A 15743-nucleotide genomic window follows, 5' to 3' on the forward strand; every position below is an offset into this window, starting at 1 on the left:
TCAAGTCAAGGAATCTAATCCTGGTGGTATTATTTATTGATGATTATTTAAATTTGTAGCGGAAGCAACCTGCTTCCATTTACAGAAAAAACTAACGGAAGACAGTCACCCTGAGCGAAGGGTGGAGATACCGCCACCCGTAGTCGAATGGGTATAACCATGGTGGGGCTATGTTTGGATGATTCTACTTGCAAAGGATAGGTTAAATATAGGTCAGATCCTTCGACTACAAAGGCTACGCCTTTTCCGCTCAGGATGACTTTATAGAAGGATAGAAATCACAACATTTTTTATAATCAATCCATTTTTTCTGTGCAGAGCCTTCGGCTGTGGAAGCAGATTGCTTCCGCTGCTAAGTTTTCATAGAAACAGCATTTGTTGCACGGCTTCGCCTGATTTTTGTTTTTCATATGCAAAATTAAAAGTTTCTCTACAGATTTAACACCATTTAAATTCCAGTAAATATAATCTTTAAACTTTGCTACGACCTACCCTATGCAACTTCTGTGATTTTCCATGAGGCGTTAAAAAATTTGGGTGTCTGAGCGAAGCGAGTTCCTAAATTTTAGCCGAAATGTGAAAATCACTTCCCTGATAATGCGAGGTGGGCAGAGGGAGCTCGAGGGAGATGGGAGGAAACTGCGAGTCTCGTCCGTAAAACCGTAGGTTTTTCGGTGCCTCCCGCTCCCTCGTAAAAGAAAGTTGAAGAAGAAAGAATAGGTTTAGGCTATGTATTGGATATTTATTTAAATTTATTATAATTTTTGAAATTATTTCATTTGCAAAGACTTAACCCTCGGAGGTTATACCCATTCGACTCCAGAGCCTTCGGCTCTTCCGCTCAGGGTGACTGTTTTCCTTGTTATTACTTATATACAAATAATATAATTCTTCTTTACAAAAAATAAAAAAAGAGGCTTTTGCCTCTTTCCATTTTAGTTTTCGATTAATTTTTGACCGTTTATTTTAATTCCAGGTCCCATTGTAGATGCTACTGTTACTGATTTTAGGTAACGTCCCTTTGCTGATGCTGGTTTTGCTTTGATTATAGCTTGTGTTACTGCTTGGAAGTTATCTTGTAGCTTTTCTGTTCCAAATGATACTTTTCCGATTGGTACGTTTATTATTGCTTGTTTGTCTACTCTGTACTCAATCTTACCTGCTTTGGTATCTTGTACTGCTTTTTCTACTTCGAATGTTACTGTTCCTGATTTTGGGTTAGGCATTAATCCTTTTGGTCCTAGGACACGTCCGATCTTTCCTACTACTCCCATCATGTCAGGGGTTGCTATTACTACGTCGAATTCAAACCAGTTTTCTTTTTGGATTTTTTCTACGTATTCTTCTCCACCTGCGTAGTCAGCTCCTGCGTTTAGTGCTTCTTCTACTTTTGGTCCTTTTGCTAGTACTAGTACTCTTATTGTCTTACCTGTTCCGTGTGGTAGTACTACTGTTCCTCTTACTTGTTGATCTGCTTGTCTTGGGTCTACTCCCAGTCTTACTGATAGTTCAACTGTTTCATCAAATTTTGCTTTTCCGGTTTTTTGCACTAATTCTAATGCTTCTTTTGCATCGTATAGATTGTGTTTATCGTAAAGCTTTATACTTTCTAAATAATTTTTCCTTTTTTTGCCATTTTTACCTCCTGTGGTTCTTGCGAATTTAGATTCTCCCACTAATCAATAACTTCTACACCCATGCTTCTTGCAGTTCCTGCGATCATTGACATTGCAGCTTCTACAGATGCAGCGTTTAAGTCTTCCATCTTTAGTTTTGCGATTTCTTCTACTTGTGCTTTTTTAATTTTACCAACTTTTTTCTTGTTTGGTTCTCCTGAACCTGAGTTTAGGTTGATTGCTTTTTTAATTAGCACTGCTGCTGGTGGTGTCTTAGTTATAAAGCTAAAGGTTCTATCTTGATATACTGTTAATACTACAGGAATAATCATTCCAGCTTGGTCTTGGGTTTTTGCGTTAAATTGCTTTGTAAACTCCATTATGTTTACTCCGTGAGGACCAAGTGCTGTACCAACTGGTGGTGCTGGTGTTGCCTTTCCTGCAGGGATTTGTAATTTTACTAATGCTATGACTTTCTTTGCCATTTTTTACCTCCTGTGGTTTTGCGGGGTTACCCTCCCACTTATTTTTTTAAATCTTTACTATTTGATTGAAACTTAGTTCAACTTTGGTATCTCTTCCAAACATTGAGATGACTACGTCTACTTTTCCTTTTTCGTAGCTCATGGCGTCTATTACGCCTACAAAGTCTTCGAATGGACCGTCTTTTACTTTTACGCTTTCGCCTACTTCGAATCCTCCGAAGAATTCTTTCTTATCTGCTACTCCTAGGGCTAAGACTTCTTCGTCTGATAGTGGAACTGGTTTAGATCCAGGTCCTACAAATCCTGTTACTCCTCTAGTGTTTCTCACTAGGTACCAGGTTTCGTCATTCATTATCATCTTCACTAGGACATATGATGGAAATAGCTTTCTTTCTTTTGATTTTGCTACTCCATCTTTTTCTTCTACATACTCTTCCATTGGAACTTGTATGTCAAGTATTACATCTTCCATGTGTCTGTTTTGGACCATGGCTTCCATGTTTGCTTTTACTTTGTTTTCATGTCCGGAATATGTGTGGATTACATACCATTTTGCAGTATTCTCTCTTAAAACATCATCTGACATCTTATCTACCTACAATCAGCTTTATTATGAAATATACTATTTCATCGTATGCTGATAGAACGAGAGCTGATAAAATACTTACTACTATTACTACTGTGGAGTATTTTATTACTTGTTCTTTTGTAGGCCACACAACTTTTTTGAATTCAGATTTTACTCCACGTAGATACTTGTTGGTATCTTTCGTTTCGTTTGTTTTTACAACTGGTTGTGCCATCATATCACTCCTTATTTCGTTTCTTTGTGAGCAGTATGTTTTTTACAAAACTTGCAGTATTTACTACGCTCTAGTCTTTCAGTATTTGTTTTTTTGTTCTTATAAGTTACATAGTTTCTTTGTTTACATTCAGTGCATTCAAGAACAATACGGTCAGCCATTAAAACACCTCCTAAAATGGTTTATAAAAAGGCTTAATTTACTATTAAGCCTTTAGTTTCTGGTCAAACCTTCAGTTGACCCTATTATTTTACTATAAATCTGTCTATTTTACAAGCAATTTTATAGTTTTTGTGCGTTTTTGTCGATTTTAATGTTTTTTTACTTCCATGTCATGTTCATGGCATTCGCTACAACCACATGAGCAGCCACAATCGCAGGTTCCTTTGTTCTTCTTTACATGTCTTATTGCGAAGTACACTGCTACTAGTACGATTGCTATTATTATAAAATCTATTGGTCTCATTTTCTTTCCTTCTTTTTATTTTATTTAACTGAATAGTTAGGTTCTAAGCTTCCTTTTCTATATTTGTTCGGTCTAAATAGTAGGTACATGTATACTACAAGGATTACACATGCTATAGCTGTTTCTATGTTAAATCCTGTCTTTAGTACTAGTACTGAGCCTATTTGATATACCATAAATGCTATTGAGTATGAGAAGCATAATTGATATATAAGCGCAAATCTAAACCATTTTGAAGATCCCATTTCTTCTTTTATTGCTCCTAGTGCTCCGAAGCATGGTAGAGTCAATTGGTTAAATAGTATGAATGAGAACATGGATACTGTATTGAAGTTTGTAAGAATTACATCTTTTAATGAATCTGCATCTGCATCTGCTCCTATTCCTGATACTACTCCGTAGGTACCTACTACGACTTCTTTTGCTGCTAGTCCGAAGAATGTAGCTACTGTTGCCATCCAATCTCCGAATCCTAGTGGTGCAAATAGGAATTTTATTTTGTTTCCTACGAATGATAGGATAGATTCTTGTGCGTCTTCGTTAAAGTCTATAAATTGTCCGCTAGTTGTGAAGCTTGATAGTGCCCAGATGACTAGTGAGCAAAGTAGGATTAGTGTTCCCGCTTTTATTATGAATGCTTTACATCTGTGTAGAGTTGCTTTTCCAACGTTTGATAAACTTGGTGCGTGATATTCTGGAAGTTCCATTACGAATGGTGCTGGATCTCCTTGGAATCGACTGGTCTTCTTTAGGATTACCCCAGAGATGATTACCGCTAGGATTCCTGCGAAGTACCAAAGTGGTGCATACCACCAAACTCCACCTAAAATTGCTCCGAACATTGCTATGATTTCTGTCTTGGCTCCGCAAGGCATAAATGATGCAACGGTGATGGTCATCTTTCTATCGTTTTCGTTTTCGATGGTTCTTGTACCCATGATACCTGGGATTGAGCATCCGGTACCGATAAGGATAGGTATAAAACTCTTTCCTGATAGACCGAATTTTCTAAATATTCTGTCTAGGATAAATGCAATTCTTGCCATGTATCCTACGTCTTCAAGGATGGATACAAGTAAGAATATTGTTGCGATTACTGGTAAGTAACCTAGTACAGCTCCAACACCGCCTACGATTCCGTTAGCTAGTAGAGATGATACCATTGGTGAAGCTCCGTGAGTTGATAGGAATTCATCTAAGAATCCTGGTATAGTTTCTCCTAGAACTTTATCTGCCCACCAATCGTTAACTGGTCCGCCGACAAATTTAACTGCAACTAGATAGATAAGTGTCATTACGACTACAAATATAGGAATTGCTAAAAATCTATTGGTTACTATTTTATCTATCTTGTCAGATTTAGTCATGCCAGTTCTGGTCTTTTTAACCGTATCTCTTGTAACTTGTGCTACATAGTTATATCTTTCGTCGGTAATGATACCTTCGCCGTCATCGCCCATTTCTTTTTCAGCTCTTGCGATGATTTCATCAACTTTTTTTCCTTCTTCAGCAGAAATCTTAATTTCTTTTCTGATCTTTTCGTCGTTTTCAAAAAGTTTTATAGCAATCCATCTTTTAGATTTGTGTTCTTTAATAGATGCTACAGCTTCTTCGATTTCTGTTAAATATTTTTCTACATCTTCGCCAAAAGTTTTCATTTCTTCAGTCTTTTGACCTTTAAATGATTTAGCAACTTCTACAAGATGATCTATATTTTCCCCTTTAAGGGCAGAGATTTCTACAACTTTACAGCCGAGTCTCTTTTCGATTTGTGCTACATCAATATAGTCTTTATTCTTTCTAACCACGTCCATCATGTTAAGTGCGATTACTAGTGGAATACCAAGCTCACTAAGTTGTGTTGCAAGGTACAAGTTTCTTTCTATATTGGTTCCGTCTACTACGTCAATAATTACATCTACTTTTTCATTGATTAAGTAATCTCTAGATACCACTTCTTCAAGTGTATATGGAGAAAGTGAGTAGATGCCTGGTAAGTCTGTGATAGCAACATCCTTTTCCTTTTTGTAAAGTCCTGTCTTCTTTTCAACAGTTACCCCTGGCCAGTTACCTACATATTGGTTTGAGCCTGTAAGAGCATTGAAAAGAGTGGACTTTCCACTGTTAGGATTACCTGCCAAAGCAATTGTGATATTCATATTTTTTCTCTTTCCTCTAATCTCTTTTAAATTACATTTCTTCTACTTCTATAAGGTCAGCGTCTTCCTTTCTGATACTGAGCTCATAGTTTCTAAGGTTGATCTGAACAGGATCACCTAGTGGTGCAACTTTACGAACGAATAATTCTGCACCTTTCGTAATACCCATGTCCATAATTCTTCTCTTAAGCGGTCCCTTTCCACCGATTCTTAATACTCTGTAGTGGGATCCTACCTTCGCTTCTCTAAGCGTCATAAATTACCTCCTATCTAACAATGATCTTTCTAGCAATATCTTTTCCGATACCAATTCTGGTACCCTTAACTCGAATTATAAGATTTCCTTCAGTTTCTGAAATTACAGTAATCTTGGCACCTTCAACGAAACCTAAGTTTGTTAAGTGCCTGTCTTCCTTTTCTCTTTCAGAATCTTTCTGTCTGATTCTTACAATTTCAAATTCTTCTCCAATTGGTGCTTGGATCAAATTCATTTTCATCACCCTAAAATCTAAATTTATTATCAATAATTTTATGTAATTGATAATATCAATCATTATTTAAAGCTTATCACAAAGATGTCCTATTTTCTAGTGATATTGAAAATTTTTATTGATAATTCAGATATTTATTTAAAAATATTTTTGTGTAAAATTTGTTATAATTTTAGTTTTAATTAAAGAAATTTTTTTGTATGGAAAAATTGGAAATGTTAAAAATATAAAAATATAATTGTAAAGAAATTTTTTAAGTTCATGCTATACGTTCTACACCTAACTTGACGAACGTAGTGAGTCTTAGTAGGTGTGATGCAACCTGTTTCCCAAGAGGCGTAGCCGATTGGCTGAAACAGTCTGCTGATAGCATTTGTTTTTTTATTTATTTTTGATGCTATCCGGATAGCATTAGTTTTTATTTTTATTGGGTTTATTTGCAAAGACCCTACAATCCCTCGACTTCGCTTGTAGTGACTGTAGTTGGGAGGTATACTCTTTAAATTCCAGAGGAAAACAGTCACCCTGAGCGGAGGGCGGAGGTACCGACACCCGTAGTCGAATGGGTATAACCTTGGTGGGGTTAAGTCTTGTTGACGATAGTTGGGATGATATTTTTAATATTTTTTGGAGTAGATGGGTTAAATATAGGTCAGATCCTTCGACTTCAAAGGCTTTCGCCTTTTCCGCTCAGGATGACCAAGTGGGATGGTGTCCTCTATTGCAAGTTGACGACAGTTAGAAGGTATACTCTTTAAATTCCAGAGGTAGACAGTCACCCTGAGCGGAGGGTGGAGGTACCGACACCCGTAGTCGAATGGGTATAACCTTGGTGGGGTTAAGTCTTGTTGACGATAGTTGGGATGATATTTTTAATATTTTTTGGAGTAGATGGGTTAAATATAGGTCAGATTCTTCGAAGCCCTAGCCGAAATCTTTGATTTCGTAGCAGGTCTCGTGCAAAGAGTTCCAAAGAAGCCGAATGAAATGAAGGCTGATTTGTTGAACTCGACTGCCTCTCAGGATGACCAAGCGGAGGGATAGACCTCACAAAATTTGTGTGAATAAATATATTTTCTTTTAACAGAGCCTCTCGGCTGTGGAAGCAAGATGCTTCCGCTACAAAATTTTATAACTAAATCATTTAAATTCTCCATAAAAAAATACATGCTATCCGGATAGCATGTATAATTTTTATTTATATGGGTTTTGCAAATATCATCTTGCCTGCTGAGGTTTGTAGTACTGATGTGACTTCTACTCGGATTACTTTTCCTATAAAATCCTTTCCTTGTTCTACTACTATCATGGTGCCGTCGTCTAAGTAACCCAAGCCTTGGTTCATTTCTTTGCCGGCTTTTACTATTAGTACGTCCAAGCTTTCTCCTTGGAGGTACACTGGTCTTAGTGCGTTGGCGAGATCGTTTATATTTAGCACTTGTATATTTTGTAATGCTGCAACTTTGTTTAGGTTGTAGTCATTGGTTATTAGTTTTCCCTTTACGTCTGCTGCTAGTTTTAATAGTTTCATGTCCACTTCTTTTATGTCTTCGTATTTTAAGTCTGAGATTAAGACTTCTATTTTTTTGTCGTCTTGAAGTGATTTTACTATGTCTAGTCCTCTTCTTCCTCTATTTCTCTTTAATGAGTCGGAAGAGTCTGCGATAAATTGCAATTCTTCTAGCACAAATTCTGGTATTATTAGCGGTCCTTCTAGGAATCCTGCTGCTACTATTTCTTTTATTCTTCCGTCTATGATGACAGATGTGTCTACTACTTTGGCAACTCCTTTTATCTTTGGAATCTTTATGGTTTCAAGTTTTTTTGTGCCGCCTCTTATTTCTTTAAATTTTTCTTGGAGTTCATCTAAGTTTTGTGATGATATTCTAAGTCCAAGATATCCAAACATGGCATACACGAGGATTGATATCACTACTCCTAGGTATGGTATAGGAATCAGTGATAATGGCTGGGTTACAAAAAACGCTAGGAGAAGTCCAAGTAATAGTCCTATAAATTCTGTGATTAGTTCTTGTGGGCTCTTCTCTTTTAATTTTTTTTCTAGATAGTTTTGGAATCTTTCAAAGGCGTTTAATGTAGTTTGGGATGATAATAAAAATATAAATGCAAATAAAATAACGATGGCAATCCTAGAGATTGCGCTTCCTACTCCGCCAAATGGAAGTTTTATTTCTAACGCTTTAAGTACTGTTAGGACCAATAGTCCAAACCCAGCTCCTACAAATGTCCATAGTATGGTAAAGATCTTCCTGAATATACTTTTGTCCTTTTTAATAATACTACCCCCTTATCCGAGTATGGCTCCGTCTATTATTTCTTCTGCTTCTTCTGCAGTCTTTTCGTAAATGAGTGCCATTTCGGAAACTATGATCTTCTTTGCATTGTTTAGTAGTTTTCTTTCTCCTGTTGATAGATTCTTTTCGTTATCCATCCTAACTAGGCATCTTACTACTTTTGCTATTTCAACAATGTCTCCTGTTTTTATCTTCTCTGTGCTAAATCTGAATCTTCTATTCCAATTGCTAGGCATGTCGAGTTTCTTGTCTGACTGTAATGTTTCTAAGACTTCTTTCATTTCTTCTTTGCCATAGATGGGTCTTACTCCTATTTCTTCTGCTTGTTCTACTGGAACCATGACCTTCATCTCTTGTATAGGCATCTTAAGTATGTAATAATTTCTTATTTCGCCTAAGATTTCTTTTTTTTCAATGTCTACTATTACTCCTGCTCCATGCATCGGATATACTACTTTGTCACCAATACTGTACATATTCTACCTCCCTTTTATAGTATAACATTAAAAAATTTTTTTGTAAATTTAATATATTATCATACTTTGATACTATATTCAAGTTTATTGTATAATTTCCGCCCTTGTTTTATGTTTAATTTCGATGTACTATAATTTTAGGAGGTAGACATGAATTTAGAATTAGAAAGAAAATCAATTTGGCAACAAATAGACGAAGCCGAACTTAAAGAAATTACTGAATATGGTGAAAGATATAAAAATTTCTTAGACCATTGTAAGACTGAAAGAGAATGTGTTACTTTTATTCAAAATAAAGCTATCGAGCACGGTTATGTTTCTCTTGAAGAAGCTATAAAATCTCCTATTAAAGCTGGAGACAAAATCTACATCAACTATAAAAATAAAGCCATCGCTCTTTTCTTAATTGGAAAGGATTGTATGACCAAGGGTATGAACATAGTTGGTTCTCACATCGACGTACCTAGACTTGATATTAAACCTACTCCTTTATACGAAGATTCTGAACTTGCTCTTATGAAGACTCATTACTATGGCGGAGTTAAGAAATACCAATGGCCTACTATACAACTTGCTATGCATGGATTCGTTAAGACTAAGGATGGCAAAGAAATAAATATCGTTATCGGCGAAGATGATAATGATCCTGTATTCTACATTACAGATCTTCTTCCTCACCTTGGAAAAGATCAAGCTAAGGGTACTCTTGGCGATGGAATCCCTGCTGAAACTCTAAATGTAGTTGTTGGTCATTCAAGCTACGGAATTTCTGAAAAAGAAAATCCTATTAAGAAGAATATTTTAAAATTAATTCACGATAAATATGGAATCGTTGAAGAAGATTTCATCTCTAGTGAAATCGAAATGGTTCCACAAGCTAAGGCGAGAGACATTGGTTTCGACAGAGCAATGATTGCTGCCCATGGTCATGATGACAGAGTTTGCTCTTATGCAAACCTTGAAGCTATACTTAAACTTAACGAAGTTGAAACTACTGCAGTTTCTCTATTCGTTGATAAGGAAGAAATCGGCTCTTACGGTAATGCTTCTATGTCTTCTGCTTTCTTTGAAAATGCAGTTGCAGAAATCCTAGCTTCTAGAGGAGATTACTCAGATATCTTAACTAGAAGAGCTATGCAAAATTCTAAGATTCTATCTGCAGACGTAAGTGCAGCTGTGGATCCTGATTACAAAGATGTAAATGATCCTTACAATGCTGCTCTAGTTGGATATGGTATCGGCGTTACTAAGTATACAGGCGCTAGAGGTAAAGGCGGATGTAACGATGCAAACCCAGAATTCATAGCTGAAGTTAGAAAGAAATTCGACGACAACGGAGTTATTTGGCAAACCTGCGAACTTGGCAAGGCTGATCAAGGTGGTGGAGGAACCATCGCTGCTGAACTTGCAAAACATGGTTGCGAAGTACTAGACTGTGGAACTGCTATGCTTTCAATGCATGCTCCTATCGAACTAGTTTCAAAGGCTGACTGCTACATGACTGCAAAGGCATACCACGCATTCTTTAAATAGAATAATATTTAAATAATTTACTTCAGATGAAACCCAGGAGACTGGGTTTTATTTTTTTGTATCTATGAATTTGATGTTAGTTTACAAAAATAAAAAATGGAGGTCTCCCTCCATCTTATCTATTTATTTTCTTTTGTGATCTGTTCCTATCGCCATTAGGTAGTAGGTATTTCCGTTAAAATTAAACTTTCCTATCTCTTCCATGCCCGCTTTCTTGGTGTGAGCAGCGTAGGATCTCGGATTCACCGTGTTTATAAATGTCGCCATAATAGGAAATCTATCCATACTTTCAAGGGATTTGAAAAATACTTCTTCAAACACTCCCTTTCCTCTTGCAGATTCATTGACACAAACGGGTCCATATTGGTAGGAATTTTCTACGCTTAAACTTTCCCCTTTGAATTTATAATCAGGCAATATTTCGATCATATATTCGAAAAGTGGCCACTGAGACCAATACTTCCATGGTGCTGCAAAGGCAAAGGACAAGAGTTTTTCTCCTTCCTCTGCGATTACTACTCCATTTTCTTTTTCGATTAAATCCTTTAGTTGTTCTCTAGTTATATTTGTAGTTACAAAACCATTGGTCTTATCCACCACATTGTCTGCATGATTTTCTTTTAAAAGCTTCAGTATTCTTTCTATATCACTTACTTTTGCAAATCTTACTTCCATAATCTCTCCTTAGTAATCATAGACTGTATCATTTTTATAAACTTCTGTCCAGCTAGGTTGTTTCAATGGATTCTTAGCATCAGGAGTGTATAGTGAATCATATATTTTATTTTGGAAATCTTCGTCAGTCATTCTCTCGTCGGATAGGAATTCGTAGTAGGCATACACTGGACCTGTTCCCATTATGAGCTTGTCTCCTATTTGATATACAACAAACATCTCTTGCGCCATTCCTGAGCCGACTTCCAAATATTTATTTGGTTCGATGCCCACAGTATTTTCTACAGTAACCATAAGGTCTGCTATAGTTGCCATATTTCTATCTGACTGTTCTTCTATCTCTGCAAAATATTTCGCCTTCTCATCAACGAATTTTATAAATATATTTTCCATTTCTCCGCCTATATAGAATAGTCTTTCTTGATCTTTTGCGTCCACTGTTTCGTTCTTAAGTTCAGATATGCTGACCTTTCTTAAAAAATCCACCATATCTATAAAATTATTCATATTCTTTTCGTTAGCTTCAGAAAGTAATTCTCTGGATTTTAGATTTTCCCTCATGTAGTTCATTGCCCAGATCATTCTGTCATAGAGATGTACTCGCGGTTCCACATAGGATTTAGGCATTTCCTTTTCTTCTCCGCCGCCACCCATCTCTGCTCCAGCTTGCTTGCCATAGAGAATTGTATCATGTTTTAGCTGTGCCCAAGATCCGAGTTGTGCATTTAAGTCTTTAAACGTCCATGCTTTTGACTTCATAAATTCTGGAATACTTCCTGGTATTTCTTCTTCGTAGGATTTTAGCATCCAAAGCCATGAACGGTAGATGTTCTTTCTTCCTTCAGTTTCGTCGTCGAGCACTTTCGCCATTTCCTTGGTTTCTTGGTACCTGTTTTCAAATTCATCCCATTTTTTATTCTGTTCATTAGATAGTACCATTTCTTCTGCAACTTTATTTCCCATGACACCCATGATGTCTAAACCAGAATATATCGGTCTTTTAGAAGGTCTGTTTGTATCTAGTAAGTTTTGTGCCCACACATTGTCAAGTACAGCCCTTTGTGGCATAAATCTAAATGAAGTGTCTTCGTAGTACTGAATCTTTGGTTTTGGAAGCTGATCCAAAGTCTTGTGAACCTTTTTTAAATTCTTTTCGTTTGCAAGTTCATCTACATCTGTATTTTTATCAAAATGACTGAAGTAGACTTGACCCATTAGGTATGGATCCACATCTTCAGAATTTTCTACAAGGAAGTTGACAGAGTCATTGACATCTTCCCATTTTTTGAAAGATTCTTCATCGCCTACAAGATTTTTAGCCATCATAAGTCCTTGGATAATATTTTCGTCGATTGGTTTTCCCTCATCGTCGTAGAAAATCATCGCTTCTTGTGAGAATAGCATGGCGCCGCGGAAATATTTTTTAAGTTCTTCTGAACGGGTGTAGTGTCCACGAGGTTTAAATTGTGAATAGTCCACCGCTTTTGCCACCAAGTTGGAATCCGCCTTTGACATGGCTTCAATATTTTTATATTCTTTTTCCACCAAATCTTTTACTTCTTGAGGAAGCTCTCCAGAGAACTCTTCTCCAAATAATTTTTCAGCTAACACAAAGTAAGCTGCGTTCTTCTTAGCAAGTTCCTTAACCACAGGATCCTTTGCGTTGTTGTAATCTTCAAGTGATTTTATCGCCATAGTCCTACTAACTTCAATTAGTCTTGGCATAAATTTCTCTACTTCCAATTCACGAAGCAGTGCATCGTAGGAAACATGGAATAGATGAAGCAAGCTGTCTGCAGTTACAAAGTTCGGTAAAAATCCATACTCATTGCCTTCGTAAATCTCAAAAGGTTGCTCATAGGCTCTGCTACCATCTACAAAAAACTTATTTTCAACTAGGGCTTTTGTTTGCTCGTCGTTAAATGTAAAGTAATCATTTATGTAGTCGTTAATATTAGAGATATTTGAAAGATCTTCAGCTACACTATATTCCGGCACAGCCGCCTCGACACTCGTCTCTTCAAACTTAGGGAATATTACTTCCCTCTTTAAATCTGCAATTGGATTTGTAAATGGAACTTTTTCTTTTGCATCATTTCCATCTGCGCCCTTTGGACCACATGATACCAGCATAATCGCCGCAAGTCCAATGGCAAAACATTTCTTCAAATTGTTTTTCATTTTAAAATTATCTCCTCTCCATTAATTTTTAAATCGAAACTTATATCTTTGTAAATAATCTTTCCATCATCTGAAAACTTAGGCTTTTTTTCTAAGGGTTCGCTAACATAATCCCTAGTCAGATGAAAATCCTTGTAGTGGTACGCCGCTATGAAGTAGGTGTTATCCTTTATTTCTATGGAAACTACTTCATCTCTCCCGTCCTTGTCAATGTCATATAGAATAAAATCATCCATGGGAAGTGCAAGCCGTGATGCACGAAACTTCGGCTTTAGCTTTCCATCTACAATATTGTAGAGAAAAACTCTCTTCGCCATGACCTGGTGGTGTGGAGATTTCTTATAAACTCCAAGGGCAAGCTCCTCCTCTTTATCGCCTTCCACATCTCCTGCTTCAAACTTCCAAATATTTAGAGGATTCTTGCCTTTAAAATCCTTTAGATACACTTCTCCATTACTTTCAATTTCTATGCGATTTGAATAGGAAGAAAATATCTTTCTATATAAGACTACCTTTGCCACTCCTGACTTGGTCTTTATATTTTTCTCTTCAGTTTTAATATGTATTTTAGAAATTCCAAATATAATTAGCAGAATAAATAAAGCTATAAGGATAAATCTCTTTTTCAAATCCATCTCCCCTCATTATTATTTTACTATATTATTAAATAAAAGTACCATATAATTTAAATAAACTAATAAATTGTAAACAAAAAAACACAGATTGCTCTGTGTCTTTATAAATTTTTATTTAGTTTTCTTTTGTGAAAATAACTTAGCCGTAAAAGTTTCGTTGTCAAACTCCACCTTATATCCTAGCGCCTGCGCAATATTTCTAAGTGGGATATATGTAGTAGAAGTCTCTCCATGAATCTTAGCGGCAATATTCATATCCACAATCTTTCCATTTACCCACATCGCCTTTTTATCAATAGGCACCAATATGTGGGACTTACCATATTCAATTCCAATCATTCTCGAATGTTCATACCAGGTCACCTTCGCGCCGATTCTCTCGGTGAAATCGCGAAGCGCAACCGAAGTGCTACCATCGATAGCCATAGGTTTGTGCTTTAAAACCTTGGTGACATCTACATTGTCTATAATCAAATTTAAATGTTTGGAAAATTCTTTTAAATTACCAGACTCCGCCTTCATCTTTTGAAATTTTGCATCGGCTGAATCTATTTCTTTTCTATCAATGGCACCAAAAACCGTCATCGGCAACATCAATAGCAAAAGTATCATCGATAATATTCTATTTCTTTTCATTAATACCTCCGTTTAGAATAGATTACCAATTCATCCTCCATATGTCAAATTTTTGCGATTTTTCTTTATATTTGAAGCTTTTATTGATACAATTATCATATACAGAAAGGAGCAGGCATGAACGTAAATTTAAATGAACTAAAAAATATATTTAAGGAACTAGTAAGCATTTACAGTCCCTCAAAGAATGAAAAAGATGTAGCAGAATACATTATAAATTATTTAAAAGACATGGATCTTCCAGTGTACCTGGATAATTCCTACGACGCTTACGGCGGCAACACCCCTGTAATATTTACTAAGCTTGAAGGAGCACTGGACTCATCATACACTTTAAGCGCTCACATGGATGTAGTTGAACCGAATAAGGGCGTGGTAATAATAGAAGACGATGGCAAAATCAAAACCGATGGCACCACAACTTTGGGAGGAGATGACAAAGCGGGAGTAGCAATCATCCTCTACACCCTTAAATTCCTAAAAGAATCAAATCTAAAATTCCCAACGGTCTACGCAATATTTACACCGGCAGAAGAAATCGGAATGCTCGGTGCAAAAAATATAAATTGGCAAGAAGTCTATAAAAATATCAATCCATCAAAGGATATGATCGTACTAGACAACGGAGGTCCATCTAAATTCGTAGCCCACCAAGCGCCAACATGCAATCTATTTACCTTAGAAGTTAGAGGCAAAAAGGCTCACGCAGGCATCGAACCAGAAAAGGGAATCTCATCTATCCAAATTATTTCAGAAATAATTTCAAAGATGAATATTCTTAGAATAGATGAAACCACCACAGCAAATATATCTAAACTCCACTCAGAATTTCCAACCAATGTAGTCCCAGACTACGCAGTGGCAGAAGGAGAAGTTAGAGCACACAGTTACGAAAGATTAGATGAAGTCCTAGACGATTACAGAAAAATCTGTGAAGAAATCTGTGACAAGTACGGCGCAGGATATAATTTCAAAACAAACAATGTATATCCGATGCTCACATCAAAAGACGAACTAAATTTAGCAAACAGATTTATAAAAGCATATAAAAATATAGGAATTGATGCAAAACTACAAGTAATCGGCGGAGGAAGCGACGCCAACTTCTTCTCAGAAGAAGGATTCAACTCCATCATAATTGGAGTCGGCATGGAAAAAGTCCACACCACCGAAGAATACTTGGTAGTAGGCGAGATGAAAAACTCACTAAAAGTACTGCTAGAATTCTTCTTAAATTGCAATTAAAAAACAGGGTCAACCCTGTTTTTTTGT

At 36.4% G+C, this 15743-nt stretch carries 17 protein-coding genes; 2 read left to right on the plus strand and 15 right to left on the minus strand.

Translation table 11 applies throughout. The features are described from left to right. Positions 1-935 precede the first annotated feature (935 nt). From rplA to HMPREF1252_RS03310, 11 genes are all read right to left on the minus strand, one after another. A complete protein-coding gene (gene rplA, locus HMPREF1252_RS03260; protein WP_023059147.1) occupies positions 936-1676 on the minus strand; it encodes a 50S ribosomal protein L1 in 741 nt (246 codons plus the stop codon). Further along, positions 1676-2101, minus strand: coding sequence for a 50S ribosomal protein L11 (gene rplK, locus HMPREF1252_RS03265; protein ID WP_008901488.1), 426 nt, complete (start codon positions 2099-2101; stop codon positions 1676-1678). Before rplK ends, rplA begins: the two co-directional genes overlap by 1 nt. Positions 2102-2147: 46 nt before the next feature. Next, positions 2148-2687 (minus strand): transcription termination/antitermination protein NusG, encoded by a 540-nt coding sequence (gene nusG / locus HMPREF1252_RS03270; RefSeq protein WP_008901487.1) that lies wholly within the window; start codon positions 2685-2687, stop codon positions 2148-2150. A 1-nt stretch (position 2688) separates the two neighbouring features. After that, positions 2689-2907, minus strand: coding sequence for a preprotein translocase subunit SecE (secE, locus tag HMPREF1252_RS03275; protein ID WP_036746780.1), 219 nt, complete (start codon positions 2905-2907; stop codon positions 2689-2691). A gap of 8 nt (positions 2908-2915) precedes the next feature. Beyond that, complete coding sequence (gene rpmG, locus HMPREF1252_RS03280) at positions 2916-3065, minus strand: 50S ribosomal protein L33 (protein WP_008901485.1); 150 nt, start codon at positions 3063-3065, stop codon at positions 2916-2918. A gap of 149 nt (positions 3066-3214) precedes the next feature. Beyond that, positions 3215-3370 carry a FeoB-associated Cys-rich membrane protein gene (locus tag HMPREF1252_RS09495; protein ID WP_008901484.1) on the minus strand — a complete coding sequence of 52 codons (156 nt, stop codon included), beginning with the start codon at positions 3368-3370 and terminating at the stop codon, positions 3215-3217. A 20-nt stretch (positions 3371-3390) separates the two neighbouring features. After that, positions 3391-5529, minus strand: coding sequence for a ferrous iron transport protein B (gene feoB / locus HMPREF1252_RS03285; RefSeq protein WP_023059316.1), 2139 nt, complete (start codon positions 5527-5529; stop codon positions 3391-3393). A gap of 31 nt (positions 5530-5560) precedes the next feature. Continuing rightward, positions 5561-5785 (minus strand): FeoA family protein, encoded by a 225-nt coding sequence (locus tag HMPREF1252_RS03290; protein ID WP_008901482.1) that lies wholly within the window; start codon positions 5783-5785, stop codon positions 5561-5563. A 10-nt stretch (positions 5786-5795) separates the two neighbouring features. Next, entirely contained in the window at positions 5796-6020 is a 225-nt protein-coding gene (locus HMPREF1252_RS03295; protein ID WP_023059178.1) for a FeoA family protein, read from the minus strand. Positions 6021-7218: 1198 nt separating this feature from the next. Then, complete coding sequence (locus tag HMPREF1252_RS03305; protein WP_023059391.1) at positions 7219-8241, minus strand: PIN/TRAM domain-containing protein; 1023 nt, start codon at positions 8239-8241, stop codon at positions 7219-7221. An 87-nt stretch (positions 8242-8328) separates the two neighbouring features. Then, a complete protein-coding gene (locus HMPREF1252_RS03310; RefSeq protein WP_023059243.1) occupies positions 8329-8811 on the minus strand; it encodes a CarD family transcriptional regulator in 483 nt (160 codons plus the stop codon). A gap of 150 nt (positions 8812-8961) precedes the next feature. Here HMPREF1252_RS03310 and HMPREF1252_RS03315 point away from each other — a divergent pair, with 150 nt between their 5' ends. Continuing rightward, positions 8962-10344 carry an aminopeptidase gene (locus tag HMPREF1252_RS03315; RefSeq protein ID WP_023059319.1) on the plus strand — a complete coding sequence of 461 codons (1383 nt, stop codon included), beginning with the start codon at positions 8962-8964 and terminating at the stop codon, positions 10342-10344. 123 nt (positions 10345-10467) lie between these two features. On the opposite strand, the gene HMPREF1252_RS03320 is transcribed toward HMPREF1252_RS03315, so the two are convergent. The 4 genes from HMPREF1252_RS03320 to HMPREF1252_RS03335 form a co-directional block, all read right to left on the minus strand. Then, the gene (locus HMPREF1252_RS03320) at positions 10468-11019 is read right to left on the minus strand and encodes a GNAT family N-acetyltransferase (protein WP_023059327.1); all 552 of its coding nucleotides are present in this window, start codon (positions 11017-11019) and stop codon (positions 10468-10470) included. A 9-nt stretch (positions 11020-11028) separates the two neighbouring features. Next, positions 11029-13200, minus strand: a complete 2172-nt coding sequence (locus HMPREF1252_RS03325; RefSeq protein ID WP_023059255.1) for a DUF3160 domain-containing protein — start codon at positions 13198-13200, stop codon at positions 11029-11031. After that, complete coding sequence (locus HMPREF1252_RS03330; RefSeq protein ID WP_155804232.1) at positions 13197-13829, minus strand: hypothetical protein; 633 nt, start codon at positions 13827-13829, stop codon at positions 13197-13199. Before HMPREF1252_RS03330 ends, HMPREF1252_RS03325 begins: the two co-directional genes overlap by 4 nt. Positions 13830-13946: 117 nt before the next feature. Then, positions 13947-14471 (minus strand): copper amine oxidase N-terminal domain-containing protein, encoded by a 525-nt coding sequence (locus HMPREF1252_RS03335; protein ID WP_023059366.1) that lies wholly within the window; start codon positions 14469-14471, stop codon positions 13947-13949. A gap of 117 nt (positions 14472-14588) precedes the next feature. Between HMPREF1252_RS03335 and HMPREF1252_RS03340 the strand changes: the two genes are divergently transcribed. After that, positions 14589-15716, plus strand: coding sequence for a M20/M25/M40 family metallo-hydrolase (locus HMPREF1252_RS03340; protein WP_023059345.1), 1128 nt, complete (start codon positions 14589-14591; stop codon positions 15714-15716). Positions 15717-15743: the final 27 nt, after the last annotated feature.

Origin of the sequence: Peptoniphilus sp. BV3AC2 (genome assembly GCF_000478945.1) — a bacterium.
GTDB classification, from domain to species: domain Bacteria; phylum Bacillota; class Clostridia; order Tissierellales; family Peptoniphilaceae; genus Peptoniphilus_B; species Peptoniphilus_B duerdenii.